The following is a 15,303-nucleotide window of genomic DNA, read 5'->3' on the forward strand; positions in this document are numbered from 1 at the left end:
AAAAATCTTTATGGCAAACACTTCGGTATTAGTCGTCGGCGGCGGCATCGTCGGTTGTTTGACCGCCATGCAACTGCGCAAGCAAGGCCATGAGGTCACGGTGGTCGAACGCAATATCATCGCCGCACAAACCTCGGGTGAAGCCTCCTGGGCCGGGGCAGGTATCGCGTTTCCGCTGTTGCCATGGTTTTACCAGGATGTGGTTAACGAGCTGGCGCTGGCCGGTGCCCGGGCTTACCCGGCCATCAGTGCCCAGCTATTCGCAGAAACCGGCATAGACCCCGAATGCATACAGAGTGGCATGCTGATACAGCCACCATTCGATCGTGAACAGGCTTTGGCATGGTGTAGCAGATTCGGCCTGGTGGCAGAAGCGCAAGGCGAAGACCTGCTTATCCCCGAAGTGGTGCAGATCCGCAATCCACGCCTGTTGCAAGCCCTGAAAGCCTGGTTGATCAAACACGGCGTCAAGCTACGCGAGCAGACCCAATTGCTGCCACTGCAAGAAGGGCAGTCGCCTATATATGGCTGGCAGACCACCGCTGGCGAAACCCTGCAAGCGGATAGCTACGTGGTCACCTCTGGCGCCTGGAGTTTCGAACTGCTCAAACAAACCGCGCTCACGCTGGATATCAAGCCCATGCGCGGGCAGATGCTGCTATACCAGCTGCAACCTGGCCTGTTGCCGCATATCGTTTACCGGGATGGTTTTTATATGCTGCAACGCGCAGATGGTCATTTGCTGGCAGGCAGCAGCCTGGAGGATGTAGGCTTTGATACGGGGGTGACCGAGAGCATGCGTGAAGAAATGCAGGCCAAGGCAGAAGCCATATTGCCCGCATTGCAGGGGCAACCTATCATCAAACACTGGAGCGGGCTGCGGCCGGGAACGCCGCATAATATCCCTATGATAGGGCGGCATCCGCAGATAGAGAATCTGTATCTGAATACCGGGCATTTTCGCTATGGGGTGACCATGGCGCCGGAGTGCGCGCGCAGGATAGTGGATTTGCTTGCCTGACAGGCTGACAGCGGGGTGGTGGCACTTGCGGCCAGTGTCAGACGGTATTTCTATGGCTGATACTAGCCTTGTTGTTCGCCGGCAGGCGAAAAGGTCTGTTTAAATCAGCCAAACAAATACCGATGAAGCAAATACCGATGAAGATGGTGTCACAGTACCTTCTGCAAGATATTCAGCTGCATATTCTCAACCTGCGCCTGCCACATATCTGGTTGGTGCGGGAACGGCACTATCACCCCGGTCGGCTGATAGCCCAGCCGCTGATAAAACGCGATCAGCTCCTCACGCAGGCTGATCACCATCATCTCCGCCTTTTGCACCTGCCACTGCGCTTTTGCCAGTTTTTCGGCCGCGAGTATCATGGTTTTGCCATAACCGCGGTTTTGCAACAGCGGCGAAACGGCGATCATGCCCAGGTGCACGATGTCTGCTGATTCGGCATGCCGCTCCAGGCAGATACAGGCTGACACGACACCGCCCGCTTCTTCGCCGAGCAAGATACAGGCCTGTTCGCTTTCGATCAGCGCCTGTATGGTGCGCTCACTGGTGCGTACCCCGGTCAATAGATCGGCTTCGGTGGTCCAGCCTGCGCGACTGGTCTCGCCGCGATAAGCTGCATTCACCAATGCGCAAATGACGGGAGTATCTGAAACCTGGGCGATGCGTTGTTCTAGCATGGGCTTGATTTTAGCTTGAAGAATGGGATTCAGTCACGTGTTGTACCACCAGGCTGCCTATCATGTCACCTTCCACATTAACGGCGGTCCTGACTGTGTCCAGCAAGCGGTCTATAGGCAATAAAATCGCGATCGCCTCGGCCGGCAGGCCTACACTTTGCAGCACCATCACCATGGTGACCATGCCGGCACTGGGGATACCAGGGGCACCCATGGCGGCGATCATGGTGGTAAAGCACACCACCAGCTGCTGGCCCAATGATAAATCTATGCCTGCCAGTTGCGCCACAAACAGGGCGGCAGAGGCTTCGTAGAGGGCGGTACCATCCATATTGACTGTCGCCCCTAATGGGACGACGAAACCGGCGATCTCGGGTTTCACCTGCATGTTCTGTGTGGTGCAGCGCATGGTTACCGGCATGGTGGCATTGCTTGAACTGGTGGCAAACGCCGTCAACAGCGCTTCACGCGCATTGCGCAAGAACCATAGCGGCCGCTTGCGGGTGAGCAGATACAGCAGGGCTGGCAGCACTACCAGACCATGCAGCAAGGTGGTGCCCATCACCAGCAGAATAAATTTGCTCAGCGTCGCAAACAGGCTCACATCCTGGGTGGCGACCAGTTTGAACAGCAAGGCCGCAATGCCAAAAGGCGCCAGCCGCATGATCCAGCTAATGATCTGCATGCACACCGTCATGCCTTCTTCAAACAGACCCAATAGTTGCGGATAACGGTCGGACGCCATGACCAGTGCAATGCCCAGCACTAATGCAAACGCCACAATGGCGATGATATTGCCCTCGGCCAGCGCCTTGAACGGGTTCATGAAAATGCCATGCAGAAACTGGGTGAAAAATTCCGGCAAGGTCAATTGCTTGGACTCAAACTGCTGCATGGCGTCGGCAAACATATCCAGATGCAAGCCGGCCCCGGGTTGCACAATATGCGTGGCAGCTAAACCGATCACGATCGCAATCATGGTGGTGGTGGCAAAAAACAGCAAGGTGGTCTTCCACACCGCACTCATCTGGCTATGCTGGCGCAGGTTGGCGATGCCAGTCACGATGGCGCAGAATACCAGCGGTATCATCACCATTTTAAGCAGGTCTATAAACAGCGTGCCTATCAGATTGGCGGCGTATAGACTCCACTGCACGGCCGCTGAATCAGCAGGCCCGCCATGCACCGCCAAACCGCCAGCCACCCCCAGCAACGCAGCGATCAGTATTTGCAGATTCAAGGAGAGTTTAGTCATGTCTGAGATTTTAAAAACCGGGCAGTGGCGTTGGCTTCAAGAATAACCCAAAAGCTGGATGTTGACATATCCCAAAATGGGACTTAAGATGCCTTATGAAAATAATTTCGGTCAAAATACTTAAAGATTTTTGGCAGGAACACCCGGATAGTGAACAACATTTGAAAGCCTGGGTAGATGAAGTCAAACAGGCTCGCTGGCTGCAACCCTCTGATATCAAGTACAAATATAGACATGCCAGCGTGTTAAAAAACAAACGTGTTGTTTTTAATATCAAGGGCAATCATTACCGATTGATTGTTGCGATCGCTTATCGTTTCGGCGCGGTTTACATCAAATTTATTGGTACTCACCAACACTATGATGCAATCGATTCGCAAACTATTGAACTGGAGTAAACATGCACATTAAACCGATACACAATGAGCAAGACTACCAACAAGCTTTGCATGCGGTGGCTGCGTACTTTGACAACGAGCCGGAATTAAATACACCCGAAGGTGATCGCTTTGAAGTGTTGCTGACCCTGATAGCAGCCTATGAAACCAGGCATTATCAGATCGACCCACCAGATCCGATCGAGGCGATCAAATTCAGGATGGAGCAAGAAGGGCTGACTGCAAAAGACCTGGTACCCATGATAGGGCAAGTCAACCGAGTGTATGAAGTACTCAACCGCAAACGGGGATTGACTACCAAAATGATGTGGAGACTACATCAGGATCTGGGCATATCAGCAGAAAGCTTGATCCGTCCGAGTGCAGGTTGATCCACTCGGACGAAGGGGAACTGAATAATTACGAATCTTTTGCAGTGTCGGCTGCTGGGCTGGCCTTCTCAAACACCGCCGCAAAAAACCCATCCGTGCCATGTAGATGTGGCAGTTGTTTTAAATACTCGCCCGTATCCAGCGCAATATTCTGCTGTGCCAGTACTTCACTGGCAGGGATCAGTTTAAAGTCCGGGTGCGCTTGCAGGAACGCTTCGGCAATCGCTTCGTTTTCATCGCGCAACAGGCTGCAAGTGGCATAGATGACCCGACCGCCGGTTTTACATAGCTTGGCAGCACGTGCCAGGATATTGCTCTGTTTTACATTCAACTCGGCGACATCCTGTTCGGTTTGCCGCCATTTCAGATCCGGGTTGCGGCGTAAAGTGCCCAGGCCGCTACATGGCGCATCGACCAGCACACGGTCGAACTTGCCGTTCAGTCGTTTGAGTTTTAAGTCATTTTCGTTGTTGATCAGCTGTGCCTGCAGGTTGGATAATCCGCTGCGCTTCAAACGATGGCCCAGATTGTTCAAGCGTTTCTCAGACACGTCGAACGCATACAAGCGGCCAGTGTTTTTCATCAGTGCACCTAGTGCGAGCGTTTTGCCACCTGCACCGGCACACAAGTCGGCCACCATTTGTCCGCGTTTGGGCGCAACCAGGTAACTCAGCAACTGGCTGCCTTCGTCCTGCACTTCTATCTTGCCTTCGGTAAACAGGATATGTTTGCCGATATTGAGGCGCGAGCCCATACGGATACCCACTGGCGAGTATGGCGTAGTGGCTATCACGTTGTCTTTAACGGTATTTTCGGCCAGCATGCGTGCCAGCACCTCTTCACGCGTCGCTTTGATGGTATTTACGCGCAGGTCTAAGCTGGCTTGCTCGAACATGCTGCGGCAGATAGTCATGGCTTCGGCTTCGCCATATTGCGCTACCAGCTTGTCCCAGAACCAGTCGCGTACATCAGCCAGAATGGCGGGGCTGAACCCTTCGCTGGTTTTGCTTTTGATTTGCACCGCCCATTCTTTCTGACGCTCGTCCAGCATGTCGTCGAGGTCGCGTATGCTTTTGCCTTCGACCTTGATCAGATAAGCCAGGATCAGTTTACGTGTGTCTTCCTGCTCATCAGGCTCTGTGATGCTGATTTCGCGCAGGTAACGGTAGCGACGCAACACGCCATAGGCGGTTTCGGCGATCCAGGCGCGCTCTTTGGTGCCTAGCTCTCTATGCTGGCGAAAGAACTCACTGAGTTTGCCATCGGCCGGGCTTTCGAATTGCAGCATGTCGTTTAATAAAGCCGCCGTTTGGCGCATAAGGGTGGAGTTCATCAATGTCTTTCAAATAGATTGCGTCTTGCGTTATTCAGTCGTTAAGTGCGTGGCGATCTGTTCTACCACCATGCCGTTCTTTTCCTGTTTCCTGATCTTGACCGGCACATAGCGATAATCGCTGGCCAGCCATAATTCTATCTTTTCGTCCGTTTCACCACGGGTATGGGCGATGTGTACGGTCTGTATGGTCTGGTCTGCGATCACCATGGCATCCTCGCCTTCAAACTCGTACTGGTAAGTGTTCAGGCGCCTGCCGTTGGTTAATGCGACCTGCATTTCCTGCAATGGCGGCACAAACATAAACTGATACATAAAGCTGAGGATATCCTGCGTGTTGTCAGGCAGGTCGTAACGTTGCTCACCCTTGGCGGTTTTCAGGGTGATCAAGTTGGTTTCCCAATCCAGATCGGCTTCATATATCTTGTCCGCCTTGCTACCAAACGCATAGCGGTAAAAATGCGGCTTTAATCCATGCGGGCCTATCTCCCCCCGGCTTTGCTGCTCCAGCTTGGGGTAGAGCAATTTTAACAGGCCGCGCCCTTCAACCATCCAATGCAGCGTGTACTGCCCGGATGGCTGTTGCGCATAATCTATCCTGGCACTGCCTGCAGGCTGTTTTTCGCCATTCACAAACACCGCAAACTCGGTGCTCACGCGTTGATAAGACGGCGGCAAGGCTGATTCAGGCTCTGCCACAACATTATCCGTTTCATGCCAGGCAGCGATCTCGGCCTGGCGCGCCGCTTCAAGATCGCCTGCTGCATCTGCATTGGCGTCTGTGGGCGGTGATGCCTCTGACGACTGCTCGACTGGCTGCGACGCAGCATCAGCTGGCACTGGCTCAGGCCTGGCGGCAGGCGATTTTTTCGGTCGGGCTGCTTTAACAGGTGCTTTTAATGCCGGTTTTTTAGGCGCGGCTTGCAACTGCGCGCTCAATAAGGTGGGTGGCTGTTCTTCTTGTGCAAACCAGCTTTGCCAGGCGGCTTCTTGCAGCAGCAACACATGCACCAGCAAGGAGATCAACAACGCCAACCCCAATGACCAGGAAACATGTTGCCGTATCCAGTTGTGCAGGCCCTGTTTCTTAGTCACGCGATTTCTCTATGTGCAGAATACCCGTTACTGACCAGTGATGCTGGTGATCACTTGTTCCATGCGTTTGCCATCATCCGTCACCACCAGCTTGACCGGCAGATAACCTTTATCCCTGGCTAGATAAAGTATTTTTTCACCGTCGCTATCGGTCAGCTTGATCACGTTGAATGTCCCCGCCTCGGTTTGCAGTGGCGTGCTTTCCTCTGTCACCACAAAGGTGTGCGGCGAGAGCTTTTTGCCGTTAGTCACTGCCAGTTTCACCTGCTTGCCTTTGGGTGGTTGCCACATCCAGCAATACATCACACTCAACAGGTCTTGCGTGCCTTTGCTCAGTTTCTCGCTTTGCTGCTCGCCTTTAACCTGCATTTTCAGCACTTTTTTGCCCCAGTCAAAATCGCTGATCAAGGCCTTGTCTGCATGCTTGGATTGACGCGATTCAAAGTGAGCAGGGCGCAGGCTATTGTCTGCTACATCGCCCTGGCTGGAGAGTGTGCGCTCACCCATGAGCTTGTAAATACCTTTGCCTTCAGCCAGTGAATCTATCTGGTATTTATTGCCGGTGACTGTCAGCTGGTCTTTCACGCTGGCGATGGTCACGCCCTGCTGCAGCAGATCATATTTCAGACTCAGCTGCTTGGGCGCGGCCGACAAGCCGCTAGTAGCTACTAGCAGGGCTGCCGCCAGGCAACGGGCCACCAGGCTATGCAAGCGTAAGGGATGCATCACACCACCACAGTCGGCGCTTCGCCAGCCTGTTGCGCACGGATCTGGCCTATGCGGTAAACCGTTTCGCCAGAATCAGCCAGCAGAGTTTCAGCTTGCTGTGCATGTTCGGCAGCCACGATGATCGCCATGCCTATGCCGCAGTTAAAGGTACGGTACATTTCTAAAGGCGCGATATTGCCTTGTGCCTGTAACCACTGGAACAACGGTGGCAAGGTCCAGCTGGATTTCTGCACTTCGGCAGTCAGGCCCGCCGGCAATACACGCGGGATATTCTCGGTGATGCCGCCGCCAGTGATATGCGCCATGCCTTTGACCGGCAGTGCTTCCAGCAGTTTGAGCACGGATTTCACGTACAGCTTGGTCGGTGCCATCACCACATCTTTAAATTTACGGCCATGAAAGTCAGATTCCATATCAATGCCCGAAGTTTCAATCAGCTTGCGTATCAGTGAATAACCATTGGAGTGCGCGCCACTGGACGCCAGCCCCAGCACCACATCACCGGCCGCGATAGTCGTGCCATCAATGATATTGGCTTTATCCACACAACCGACGGCAAACCCTGCCAGGTCATACTCACCGGCCGGGTACATGCCTGGCATTTCAGCGGTTTCGCCGCCTACCAGCGCACAGCCGGATTCTTCGCAGCCTTGCGCGATACCTTTGATCACGGCAGCCGCAGTGCCGACTTCCAGTTTGCCGCAGGCAAAATAATCCAGGAAGAACAGCGGCTCGGCACCTTGCACCAGAATGTCGTTCACACTCATGGCGACCAGGTCTATGCCTACGGTATCGTGCTTGTTGAGCTGAAAGGCCAGCTTGAGCTTGGTGCCTACGCCATCGGTGCCGGAAACCAGTACCGGCTCCTTGAATTTTTTCGGCATGGCAAACAATGAACCAAAGCCGCCTATGCCACCCATCACCTCAGGGCGCATGGTGCGTTTTGCAAATGGCTTGATCTGCTCGACCAGGGCATCACCTGCCTCCATATCCACACCGGCATCGCGATAGGTGACAGAAGTTTTATCAGAAGAAGTCGTCAAAGTGCTCTCGTTTCTTTCTATGCTATGAATATTAAATTCAATATAAATTCATGGATATGGCAACAAAGCGCGTGATAGCCATGAAATTCAGTATAATTTTAGGAATAACCATTATTTTAACGCATCTTGCCAGTTCGACCTATGCCGGATTACGAGTATGCATGATAGGCGCCCATGTCAGATCACGAGTATCAAAAGTCCAGTGTGACTCAGTTTGTCAGTGAGAATCGCTGGTGGATAGTGGCTGCGCTTTTCATCTACCTGTTCTATCTGCTGGAGCCGGTGCTGACACCGTTCTTGGCGGCCATGGTCATCGCTTACATGCTGGACCCACTGGTGGACAGGTTAAGTGAAGTCGGATACCGCCACCGGACAGTAGGCCGCACCCTGGCGACCTTGTTAGTCATGGCTGGCGTGATCCTGGCGCTGATAGGTTTGATGCTGGTGATCATTCCTCTGTTGCAACAACAATCCATGCTCATAGTGCAACGCTTGCCAGCAGTGGTGGATCATTTTCACCAGCAGGTGGAACCCTGGCTGCAACAGCGTTTTGGCATACGCTTCAATGTGAACCCTGCCTATATACAAAAGCTGGTGACTGAGCATTGGCAAACAGCGAGCAGCTTTGTAGGCAGCGTATTGCTGAGTGCAGGCCAGAAAGGCCTCAACCTGATAGGCATGCTCGCCAATATTCTTCTGTTACCTGTGGTGCTATTTTACTTTTTGCGCGACTGGGATGACATGATGACTGAAATAGGCGAGTTGATCCCACGCGACTTGATAGGCCGCGTCAAAAAGATCGCCAAAGATATCGACAGTGTGGTGGCCGAGTTCTTGCGCGGGCAGCTATCAGTCATGCTGTCACTGTGCGTGTTTTATAGCGTTGGTTTATGGCTGGTGGGCCTGGATATGGCCTTGTCCATAGGCATGATCGCCGGTTTGCTCAGCTTTGTGCCTTATCTTGGTTTCGCCCTGGCATTTATCCTGGCCATCATGCTGGCATTATTGCAATTCGCCTCATTACCGGAAGTGGTTCCGGTGCTGCTGGTGTTTGGGGTAGGCCAGTTTGTAGAAAGTTTTTTCCTGACGCCTATTCTGGTCGGTGACCGTATCGGCCTGCACCCGGTGCTGGTGATCCTCGCCTTGATGGCAGGCGGGCAATTATTTGGTTTTGCCGGTGTGTTGCTGGCGTTGCCGGTCAGCGCTGCGATCGCTGTCGGCTTGCGTTACGTCAAAAAAAGTTATTTGCGTAGCGAGACCTACTTGCACAGCCAGGCATCAGTGATCCACCTGGCGGATGATTGATCCCAAAACCAATTAGAATTTTGCTGTGAAACAATTATTGCTTAATATCCAGCCGCCTGCTGCACCCGGCTTTGACAATTTCATCATAGGCCAGAACCACGAGGCCTTGAGCAGCTTGCAAGCTGTTCTGGCCGGGCTAACCCCTACGCCATTCGTGTACCTGTGGGGCACTAATGGCAGCGGCAAGACCCATCTGTTGCTGGCGGCCCAGGCCATGGGCGCGCATATCGCCGACGATGTACACACCCTGGATGCTGAGTCGCAGATCATCCTGTTTGATACCTTTAACCATATTAAAGCTGAAGGTGGCGTGCTGGTCACTGCCGGCAGTCATGCGCCCAGCCAGATGGGTTTGCGCGATGATCTGGCCACCCGCCTGGCCTGGGGCTTGGTCTACCAGTTGCAGCCTCTGAGTGATAGTGAAAAAGCCGATGCCTTGCGCGCCCATGCCAGTGACCGCGGCATGAAACTGCCGGATGAAGTGATCGCTTACTGCCTGAAATATCTGCGCCGTGATTTACCCACACTGGTATCGGTACTCGATGCGCTGGACGAGTGGTCACTGACGACCAAAAAGCCGGTCACGGTGCCACTGCTGAAAAGTATGTTGCAACTGGAGCTGGCGAATTAGGCCTGTTCAGCCATCACTCGCCATCAAAACTGTAAGAATTCTTGCCGTTTTTCTTGGACACATACATGGCCTGATCGGCCGCATGCAATAGCTGCTTCACCTGTTTGCCATGCCGCGGGTATTCGGCAATGCCGATACTGACACCGATATTGAGCGCCTTGGTCCTGACTATCACCGGCCGCGTGAACAACTGTATCAGGCGTTGCGCCAGTTGCACCAGTTCCATGCGGTGCAAATAACTGCCGACCACCAGCACGAATTCATCGCCACCTTGCCTGGCCAGAAAATCCGTTTGCCTGAGCACGCGCTGAAACATGCTGGCCACTTCTATCAACAGGGCATCGCCAATTTCATGGCCGTATTCATCATTGACCTGTTTAAACCCGTCCAGGTCCATAAAGAAGATAGCGAACGGTTTTGAGACGTGCCTGGCCCGCTGAAATACGGTTTCCAGATGCTCATCTACACTGCGCCGGTTGGGTAAGCCGGTGAGCAGGTCGTGATCGACCTGATGACTCAACTGTTCGGTGACGGCCTGGGTCTCCAGCATCTGCTCTAACAGGTCCGTCGTATTCCTGTATGAAAACAGCAGCACGCCTATGATGAGCATGCACAGCAGGATGGCACCTATCACAGACTCGATCACCCGCTGGCGTATCTCCTGCGCGTAATCGCTCCTGAGGCGCTGCAGTTTGCTATCCATCTGCGCCAGCTGGTCATTGATCAGCTTCATCACCTCGCGGCCTTTATCTTTGCTCACGGTCAGGTGCGAAGCATAAGACCCGGCACGCATCTGCACCTGGATACTCCTGTCCATGACATCGAATTTCTGGTGGATCAGCTGCTTGACCTTGTGCAGCTCGGGAAGTATCAGTTCGAGATCGGTTGCGTACCTGTCCAGACGTGCGACCAGGGTATGCGTATCTACCCGGCCTTGCTCCATGGTGTCGAGAAATAAAGTATGCCCGGTGAGCAGATAGCCACGCTGGCCGCTTTCGGCATTGGTGATGGCTCTGCCCAGGGCGGCGATTTCATAGCGCTGACGGTCTACCGAATCTTTTTGTTCCGAGAAAGACACAAGCTGATACATGGCAATAAATAGCCATAACATTGAACCGCACAGTATGGTTGCGGCAATGATTAACGGGATAAGTATTCGTCGCTTGTAATTAAACATACATTGATAACGACCAATTCTGTTGCGAATTAAATTCACCGGCTACTAAAATCTATCATACGACGATACCGAATGTAATAAAATACGTTTTTGATAGATAACCACTATCCGCGAGCCTATTATGCTACGAATCACTGAAATCAAACTACCCCTTATTGAAGCCGAGTCACTGATACATCAGGACGACCAGATCAAGGCCGCCCTGCTCAAACGCCTGGAGATCCCGGAAAGTGATCTGATCGGCTTTGAGATATTCAAACGCGGCGTGGATGCACGTAAAACGCATGCGATCCTGTTTGTCTACAACATCGATGTCGAGCTCAGGAACGAGGCGAAAGTGCTCGCCCGTTTTAAAAAAGACCCGCATATCAAACCGGCACCAGACACCAGTTACAAATTTGTCGCCACCAATACACAAGCGCTGCCACACCGGCCAGTAGTGGTCGGTTTTGGCCCGGCCGGCATCTTTGCCGCGTTGATACTGGCACAAGCCGGGTTTAAACCTATCGTGCTTGAACGCGGTAAAGAAGTACGCCAGCGCACGCAGGACACCTGGGGCTTATGGCGCAAACGCAAACTGGACCCGGAATCCAACGTGCAGTTTGGCGAAGGCGGCGCAGGCACTTTTTCTGACGGCAAACTTTACAGCCAGATCAAAGACCCCAGGCATTACGGCCGCAAGGTGTTGCAGGAGTTCGTCAAAGCCGGTGCGCCGGAAGAGATCCTGTACGTCAGCCATCCGCACATAGGCACCTTCAAACTGGTGAGCATGGTAGAAGAGATGCGTAACACCATCACCAGCCTGGGCGGTGAGATCCGCTTTGGCAGCCGTGTCACCGAGATCGATGTTCAGGACCAGCAGGTGCAGGGTGTGAGCTTGCAAACTGGCGAATACCTGCCCACCCGTCACCTGGTGCTGGCAGTCGGGCATAGCGCGCGTGATACGTTTGAAATGGTGTACAACAAAGGCATCTATGTCGAAGCGAAACCGTTTTCTATCGGTTTCCGTATCGAGCATCCGCAAAGCCTGGTCGACCGCGCACGCTATGGCAAAAGTTATAGCGACGATATCTTGCAAAAGCTGGGCGCTGCCGATTATAAACTGGTGCATCATGCGCAAAATGGTCGCAGTGTCTACAGCTTCTGTATGTGCCCGGGCGGCACGGTGGTGGCTGCCACTTCCGAACCTAACCGCGTGGTCACCAATGGCATGAGCCAGTACAGCCGCAACGAGCGCAACGCCAACGCCGGCATCGTGGTCGGTATCACGCCAGAACTGGATTACCCTGACCATCCGTTGGCGGGCATAGAATTACAACGCCAGCTGGAAAGCCATGCCTTTGTGCTTGGTGGCAGCGATTACTCTGCCCCCGGCCAACTGATAGGTGATTTTCTGGCCAACAGACCCTCCAGCGAGTTTGGCGAAGTCACGCCTTCTTACACACCTGGCGTGCATCTCACCAATCTTGAATCGGCGTTGCCTGCATTTGCCATTCATGCTATCCGTGAAGCGATTCCGGCGTTTGCCAAACAGATCCCCAATTTTGACCTGGCCGATGGCATCCTGACCGGGGTCGAGACGCGCACCTCCAGCCCTATCCGTATCAAGCGTGACGATGACACGCTGCAGAGCATCAATACCAAAGGCTTGTTTCCTTGTGGCGAAGGGGCAGGATATGCCGGCGGCATCTTGTCCGCCGCTGTCGATGGTATCAAAGTGGCAGAAGCGGTGTCCTTGTCTCTGCTCGCCTAGTCACAGGGCATCTCCAGATATAAAAAAACCTGCTGCAGCAGGTTTTTTTATTGTTACCAGACTAATTACTGACGGATCAGGTAATCAAATGCACCCAGGGCGGCATTCGACCCTTCACCCATGGCGATCACGATCTGCTTGTAAGGGATAGTGGTCACATCCCCTGCGGCAAACACCCCGGGCAGCGAAGTCGCATTATGGTTGTTGATCTCAATTTCACCATATTTGCTCAGGTCTAGCGTGCCTTTCAGCCAATCCGTGTTGGGCACCAGGCCAATCTGGATGAACACACCTTCCAGTGCCACATGCCTGCTTTCGCCACTGACGCGGTCGGTATAGCTCAGGCCGTTGACGCGTGTGCCATCACCCGTGATCTCACTGGTTTGTGCACTGGTCAGAATAGTGACGTTTTGCAGTGTGCGCAATTTGCGTTGCAGCACGGCATCGGCTTTCAGCTCGGTATCAAACTGCAATAAAGTGACATGACCAACCACACCTGCCAGGTCTATTGCCGCTTCCACGCCGGAGTTACCACCGCCCACCACAGCAACGTGCTTGCCTTTGAACAACGGGCCATCACAGTGCGGGCAATAGGCGACGCCTTTGTTTTTGTACTCTGCTTCGCCAGGCACGTTCAGGTTTCTCCAGCGCGCGCCGGTCGCCAGGATCACTGACTTGCTGCGCAGGATAGCGCCGCTCTCAAGCTTGACCTCTATCAGGCCGCCGTGTTTATGATCAGCCTGTTGCGGCTCGCTCAAACCTACCGCACGTTGCAAAGGCATGATATCGACGTCATAAGTCTTCACATGCTCTTCCAGCGCCGCGACCAGTTTCGGCCCTTCGGTTTCCTTGACGGAAATAAAGTTTTCGATCGCCAGTGTGTCATTGACCTGGCCACCAAAACGATCCGCCACGATGCCGGTGCGTATGCCTTTACGGGCTGCATAGATCGCAGCTGATGCCCCGGCCGGGCCACCACCCACCACCAGAACATCAAATGACTCTTTGGCGTTGAGTTTTTCGGCTTCCTTGGCAACTGCACCTGTATCCACCTTGGCCAGGAACTCTTCTACCAGCATGCGGCCGGAGGCAAACATTTCACCATTCAGAAAAGTCGCCGGCACCGCCATGATATTGCGTTCGTTTACTTCGTTCTGGTACAAACCGCCATCGATCACCGTCACATTGATGCGCGGATTGAATACCGTCATCAGCGTAGTGGCCTGAACCACGTCCGGGCAGTTATGGCATGACAGGCTCATATACACTTCAAAGTTCAGGTCGCTATCCAGCGCCTTGATCTGGTCGAGCACATCCTGCTCCACTTTTGGTGGATGACCGCCGGTCCATAACAAAGCCAGTACCAGTGAAGTGAATTCATGGCCCAGGGGAATCGCCGCAAAGCGCACGCCATGCGTTTCGCCTTCCTTGGCGATCACGAATGAAGGTTTGCGTGCATCATCACCGCTTTCGTCCAGGCTGACTTTGTCGGACAAGGCGCTGATCTCTTGCAACAATTCGCGCATTTTCGCAGCATTGTCGCTGCTATCCAGGGATGCGATCAGACGGATAGGCTGACGCAGCATGCCGAGGTAGGTTTGCAGTTGTGTCTTTAAGGTATCGTCTAACATTTTTATTCTCCAAAATTTGGTGCTTGCCATATTTCAGGCGGCAAGCAGCCTTGGCCATGACACATGGCAATCAAAACGGTTGGGGGGAGGCTCAGGTAAAACCACTTCCAGGCAAATAACCTCTTAGTGACTTTACCTGAGCGCCCTGCGCTTGCAGGGCTTTACTCAAGCTAATCTCAGAGAGATTAAATCTTGCCTACCAGGTCCAGTGATGGTGTCAATGTTGCAGCACCGTCGTTCCACTTGGCCGGGCAAACCTGGCCTGGGTTAGCTGCGGTGTACTGAGCCGCTTTCAACTTGCGCAAAGTTTCTTTGACATCACGGGCGATCTCGTTGCTGTGTACTTCAGCCGTTTTGATCACACCTTCGTTATTGATGACGAAAGTACCACGCAATGCCAGACCTTCTTCATCGATATGCACGTCAAAAGCACGTGTCAACTGGTGAGTCGGGTCACCTACCAATGGGAATTTCGCTTTGCCCACTGCTGGTGAAGTCTCGTGCCAAACCTTGTGGGAGAAATGCGTATCGGTGGTCACGATGTACACTTCAGCACCAGCCTTCTGGAATTCTGCGTAGTTGTCAGCCGCATCTTCAACTTCTGTAGGGCAGTTGAAAGTAAACGCTGCCGGCATGAAAATCAGCACAGACCATTTGCCCTTTAATGACTCTTCAGTCACTTCGATAAATTTACCGTTGTGAAATGCCTGGGCCTTGAATGGTTGTACTTGTGTGTTGATCAATGACATGTAGCTCTCCTTATAAGTGATTCAAATGGATGATTTAAATCATGGTTAATTAAAAGTGTTGCCGTGTTTCCACAGCGAATGGATGCATTGTAGGCAAATATATTATATATGTATAATTGATTGTATTAATTTTAT

15 protein-coding genes are annotated in these 15,303 nt (G+C 53.0%); 6 read left to right on the forward strand and 9 right to left on the reverse strand.

Annotated features, from left to right (window positions below; translation table 11 throughout):
• The first annotated feature begins 10 nt into the window (after positions 1-10).
• A complete protein-coding gene (locus ACT6RZ_RS00375) occupies positions 11-1,021 on the forward strand; it encodes an NAD(P)/FAD-dependent oxidoreductase (RefSeq protein WP_444700209.1) in 1,011 nt (336 codons plus the stop codon).
• A gap of 149 nt (positions 1,022-1,170) precedes the next feature.
• Here ACT6RZ_RS00375 and ACT6RZ_RS00380 read toward each other — a convergent pair whose 3' ends face one another.
• Positions 1,171-1,698, reverse strand: a complete 528-nt coding sequence (locus ACT6RZ_RS00380) for a GNAT family N-acetyltransferase (protein WP_444700210.1) — start codon at positions 1,696-1,698, stop codon at positions 1,171-1,173.
• A gap of 10 nt (positions 1,699-1,708) precedes the next feature.
• The gene (locus ACT6RZ_RS00385; RefSeq protein ID WP_444700211.1) at positions 1,709-2,953 is read right to left on the reverse strand and encodes a dicarboxylate/amino acid:cation symporter; all 1,245 of its coding nucleotides are present in this window, start codon (positions 2,951-2,953) and stop codon (positions 1,709-1,711) included.
• Positions 2,954-3,048: 95 nt separating this feature from the next.
• On the opposite strand from ACT6RZ_RS00385, the gene ACT6RZ_RS00390 reads away from it, so the two are divergent.
• Together ACT6RZ_RS00390 and ACT6RZ_RS00395 are read left to right on the forward strand one after the other, a co-directional pair.
• Complete coding sequence (locus ACT6RZ_RS00390; protein ID WP_444700212.1) at positions 3,049-3,351, forward strand: type II toxin-antitoxin system HigB family toxin; 303 nt, start codon at positions 3,049-3,051, stop codon at positions 3,349-3,351.
• A gap of 2 nt (positions 3,352-3,353) precedes the next feature.
• Positions 3,354-3,722, forward strand: coding sequence for a helix-turn-helix domain-containing protein (locus tag ACT6RZ_RS00395; protein ID WP_444700213.1), 369 nt, complete (start codon positions 3,354-3,356; stop codon positions 3,720-3,722).
• Between the two features lie 28 nt (positions 3,723-3,750).
• Here the strand turns inward: ACT6RZ_RS00395 and ACT6RZ_RS00400 are convergent, their stop codons facing one another.
• From ACT6RZ_RS00400 to purM, 4 genes are read right to left on the reverse strand one after another with little or no spacing between them, the layout of a single operon-like run.
• Positions 3,751-5,055 carry an RsmB/NOP family class I SAM-dependent RNA methyltransferase gene (locus ACT6RZ_RS00400; RefSeq protein WP_444700214.1) on the reverse strand — a complete coding sequence of 435 codons (1,305 nt, stop codon included), beginning with the start codon at positions 5,053-5,055 and terminating at the stop codon, positions 3,751-3,753.
• 30 nt (positions 5,056-5,085) lie between these two features.
• Positions 5,086-6,150, reverse strand: a complete 1,065-nt coding sequence (locus ACT6RZ_RS00405) for a DUF3108 domain-containing protein (protein ID WP_444700215.1) — start codon at positions 6,148-6,150, stop codon at positions 5,086-5,088.
• Between the two features lie 27 nt (positions 6,151-6,177).
• Positions 6,178-6,876: a DUF3108 domain-containing protein gene (locus ACT6RZ_RS00410; RefSeq protein ID WP_444700216.1), complete on the reverse strand. Its 699-nt coding sequence runs from the start codon at positions 6,874-6,876 to the stop codon at positions 6,178-6,180.
• Positions 6,876-7,922: a phosphoribosylformylglycinamidine cyclo-ligase gene (gene purM / locus ACT6RZ_RS00415; RefSeq protein ID WP_444700217.1), complete on the reverse strand. Its 1,047-nt coding sequence runs from the start codon at positions 7,920-7,922 to the stop codon at positions 6,876-6,878. The genes ACT6RZ_RS00410 and purM overlap by 1 nt, the downstream gene beginning before the upstream one ends.
• A gap of 174 nt (positions 7,923-8,096) precedes the next feature.
• Here purM and ACT6RZ_RS00420 point away from each other — a divergent pair, with 174 nt between their 5' ends.
• Together ACT6RZ_RS00420 and ACT6RZ_RS00425 are read left to right on the forward strand one after the other, a co-directional pair.
• Positions 8,097-9,227 carry an AI-2E family transporter gene (locus ACT6RZ_RS00420; RefSeq protein ID WP_444700218.1) on the forward strand — a complete coding sequence of 377 codons (1,131 nt, stop codon included), beginning with the start codon at positions 8,097-8,099 and terminating at the stop codon, positions 9,225-9,227.
• 25 nt (positions 9,228-9,252) lie between these two features.
• Positions 9,253-9,858, forward strand: a complete 606-nt coding sequence (locus tag ACT6RZ_RS00425; protein WP_444700219.1) for an HdaA/DnaA family protein — start codon at positions 9,253-9,255, stop codon at positions 9,856-9,858.
• 13 nt (positions 9,859-9,871) lie between these two features.
• Here ACT6RZ_RS00425 and ACT6RZ_RS00430 read toward each other — a convergent pair whose 3' ends face one another.
• Complete coding sequence (locus tag ACT6RZ_RS00430) at positions 9,872-10,948, reverse strand: diguanylate cyclase domain-containing protein (protein ID WP_444700220.1); 1,077 nt, start codon at positions 10,946-10,948, stop codon at positions 9,872-9,874.
• A gap of 208 nt (positions 10,949-11,156) precedes the next feature.
• Here ACT6RZ_RS00430 and ACT6RZ_RS00435 point away from each other — a divergent pair, with 208 nt between their 5' ends.
• Positions 11,157-12,788 carry an NAD(P)/FAD-dependent oxidoreductase gene (locus ACT6RZ_RS00435; protein ID WP_444700221.1) on the forward strand — a complete coding sequence of 544 codons (1,632 nt, stop codon included), beginning with the start codon at positions 11,157-11,159 and terminating at the stop codon, positions 12,786-12,788.
• Positions 12,789-12,853: 65 nt separating this feature from the next.
• Here ACT6RZ_RS00435 and ahpF read toward each other — a convergent pair whose 3' ends face one another.
• Entirely contained in the window at positions 12,854-14,419 is a 1,566-nt protein-coding gene (gene ahpF / locus ACT6RZ_RS00440; RefSeq protein WP_444700222.1) for an alkyl hydroperoxide reductase subunit F, read from the reverse strand.
• 185 nt (positions 14,420-14,604) lie between these two features.
• The gene (gene ahpC, locus ACT6RZ_RS00445; RefSeq protein WP_055828833.1) at positions 14,605-15,168 is read right to left on the reverse strand and encodes an alkyl hydroperoxide reductase subunit C; all 564 of its coding nucleotides are present in this window, start codon (positions 15,166-15,168) and stop codon (positions 14,605-14,607) included.
• Between the last annotated feature and the right edge of the window lie 135 nt (positions 15,169-15,303).

The organism is Methylophilus sp. (assembly GCF_052437885.1).
GTDB lineage: Bacteria > Pseudomonadota > Gammaproteobacteria > Burkholderiales > Methylophilaceae > Methylophilus.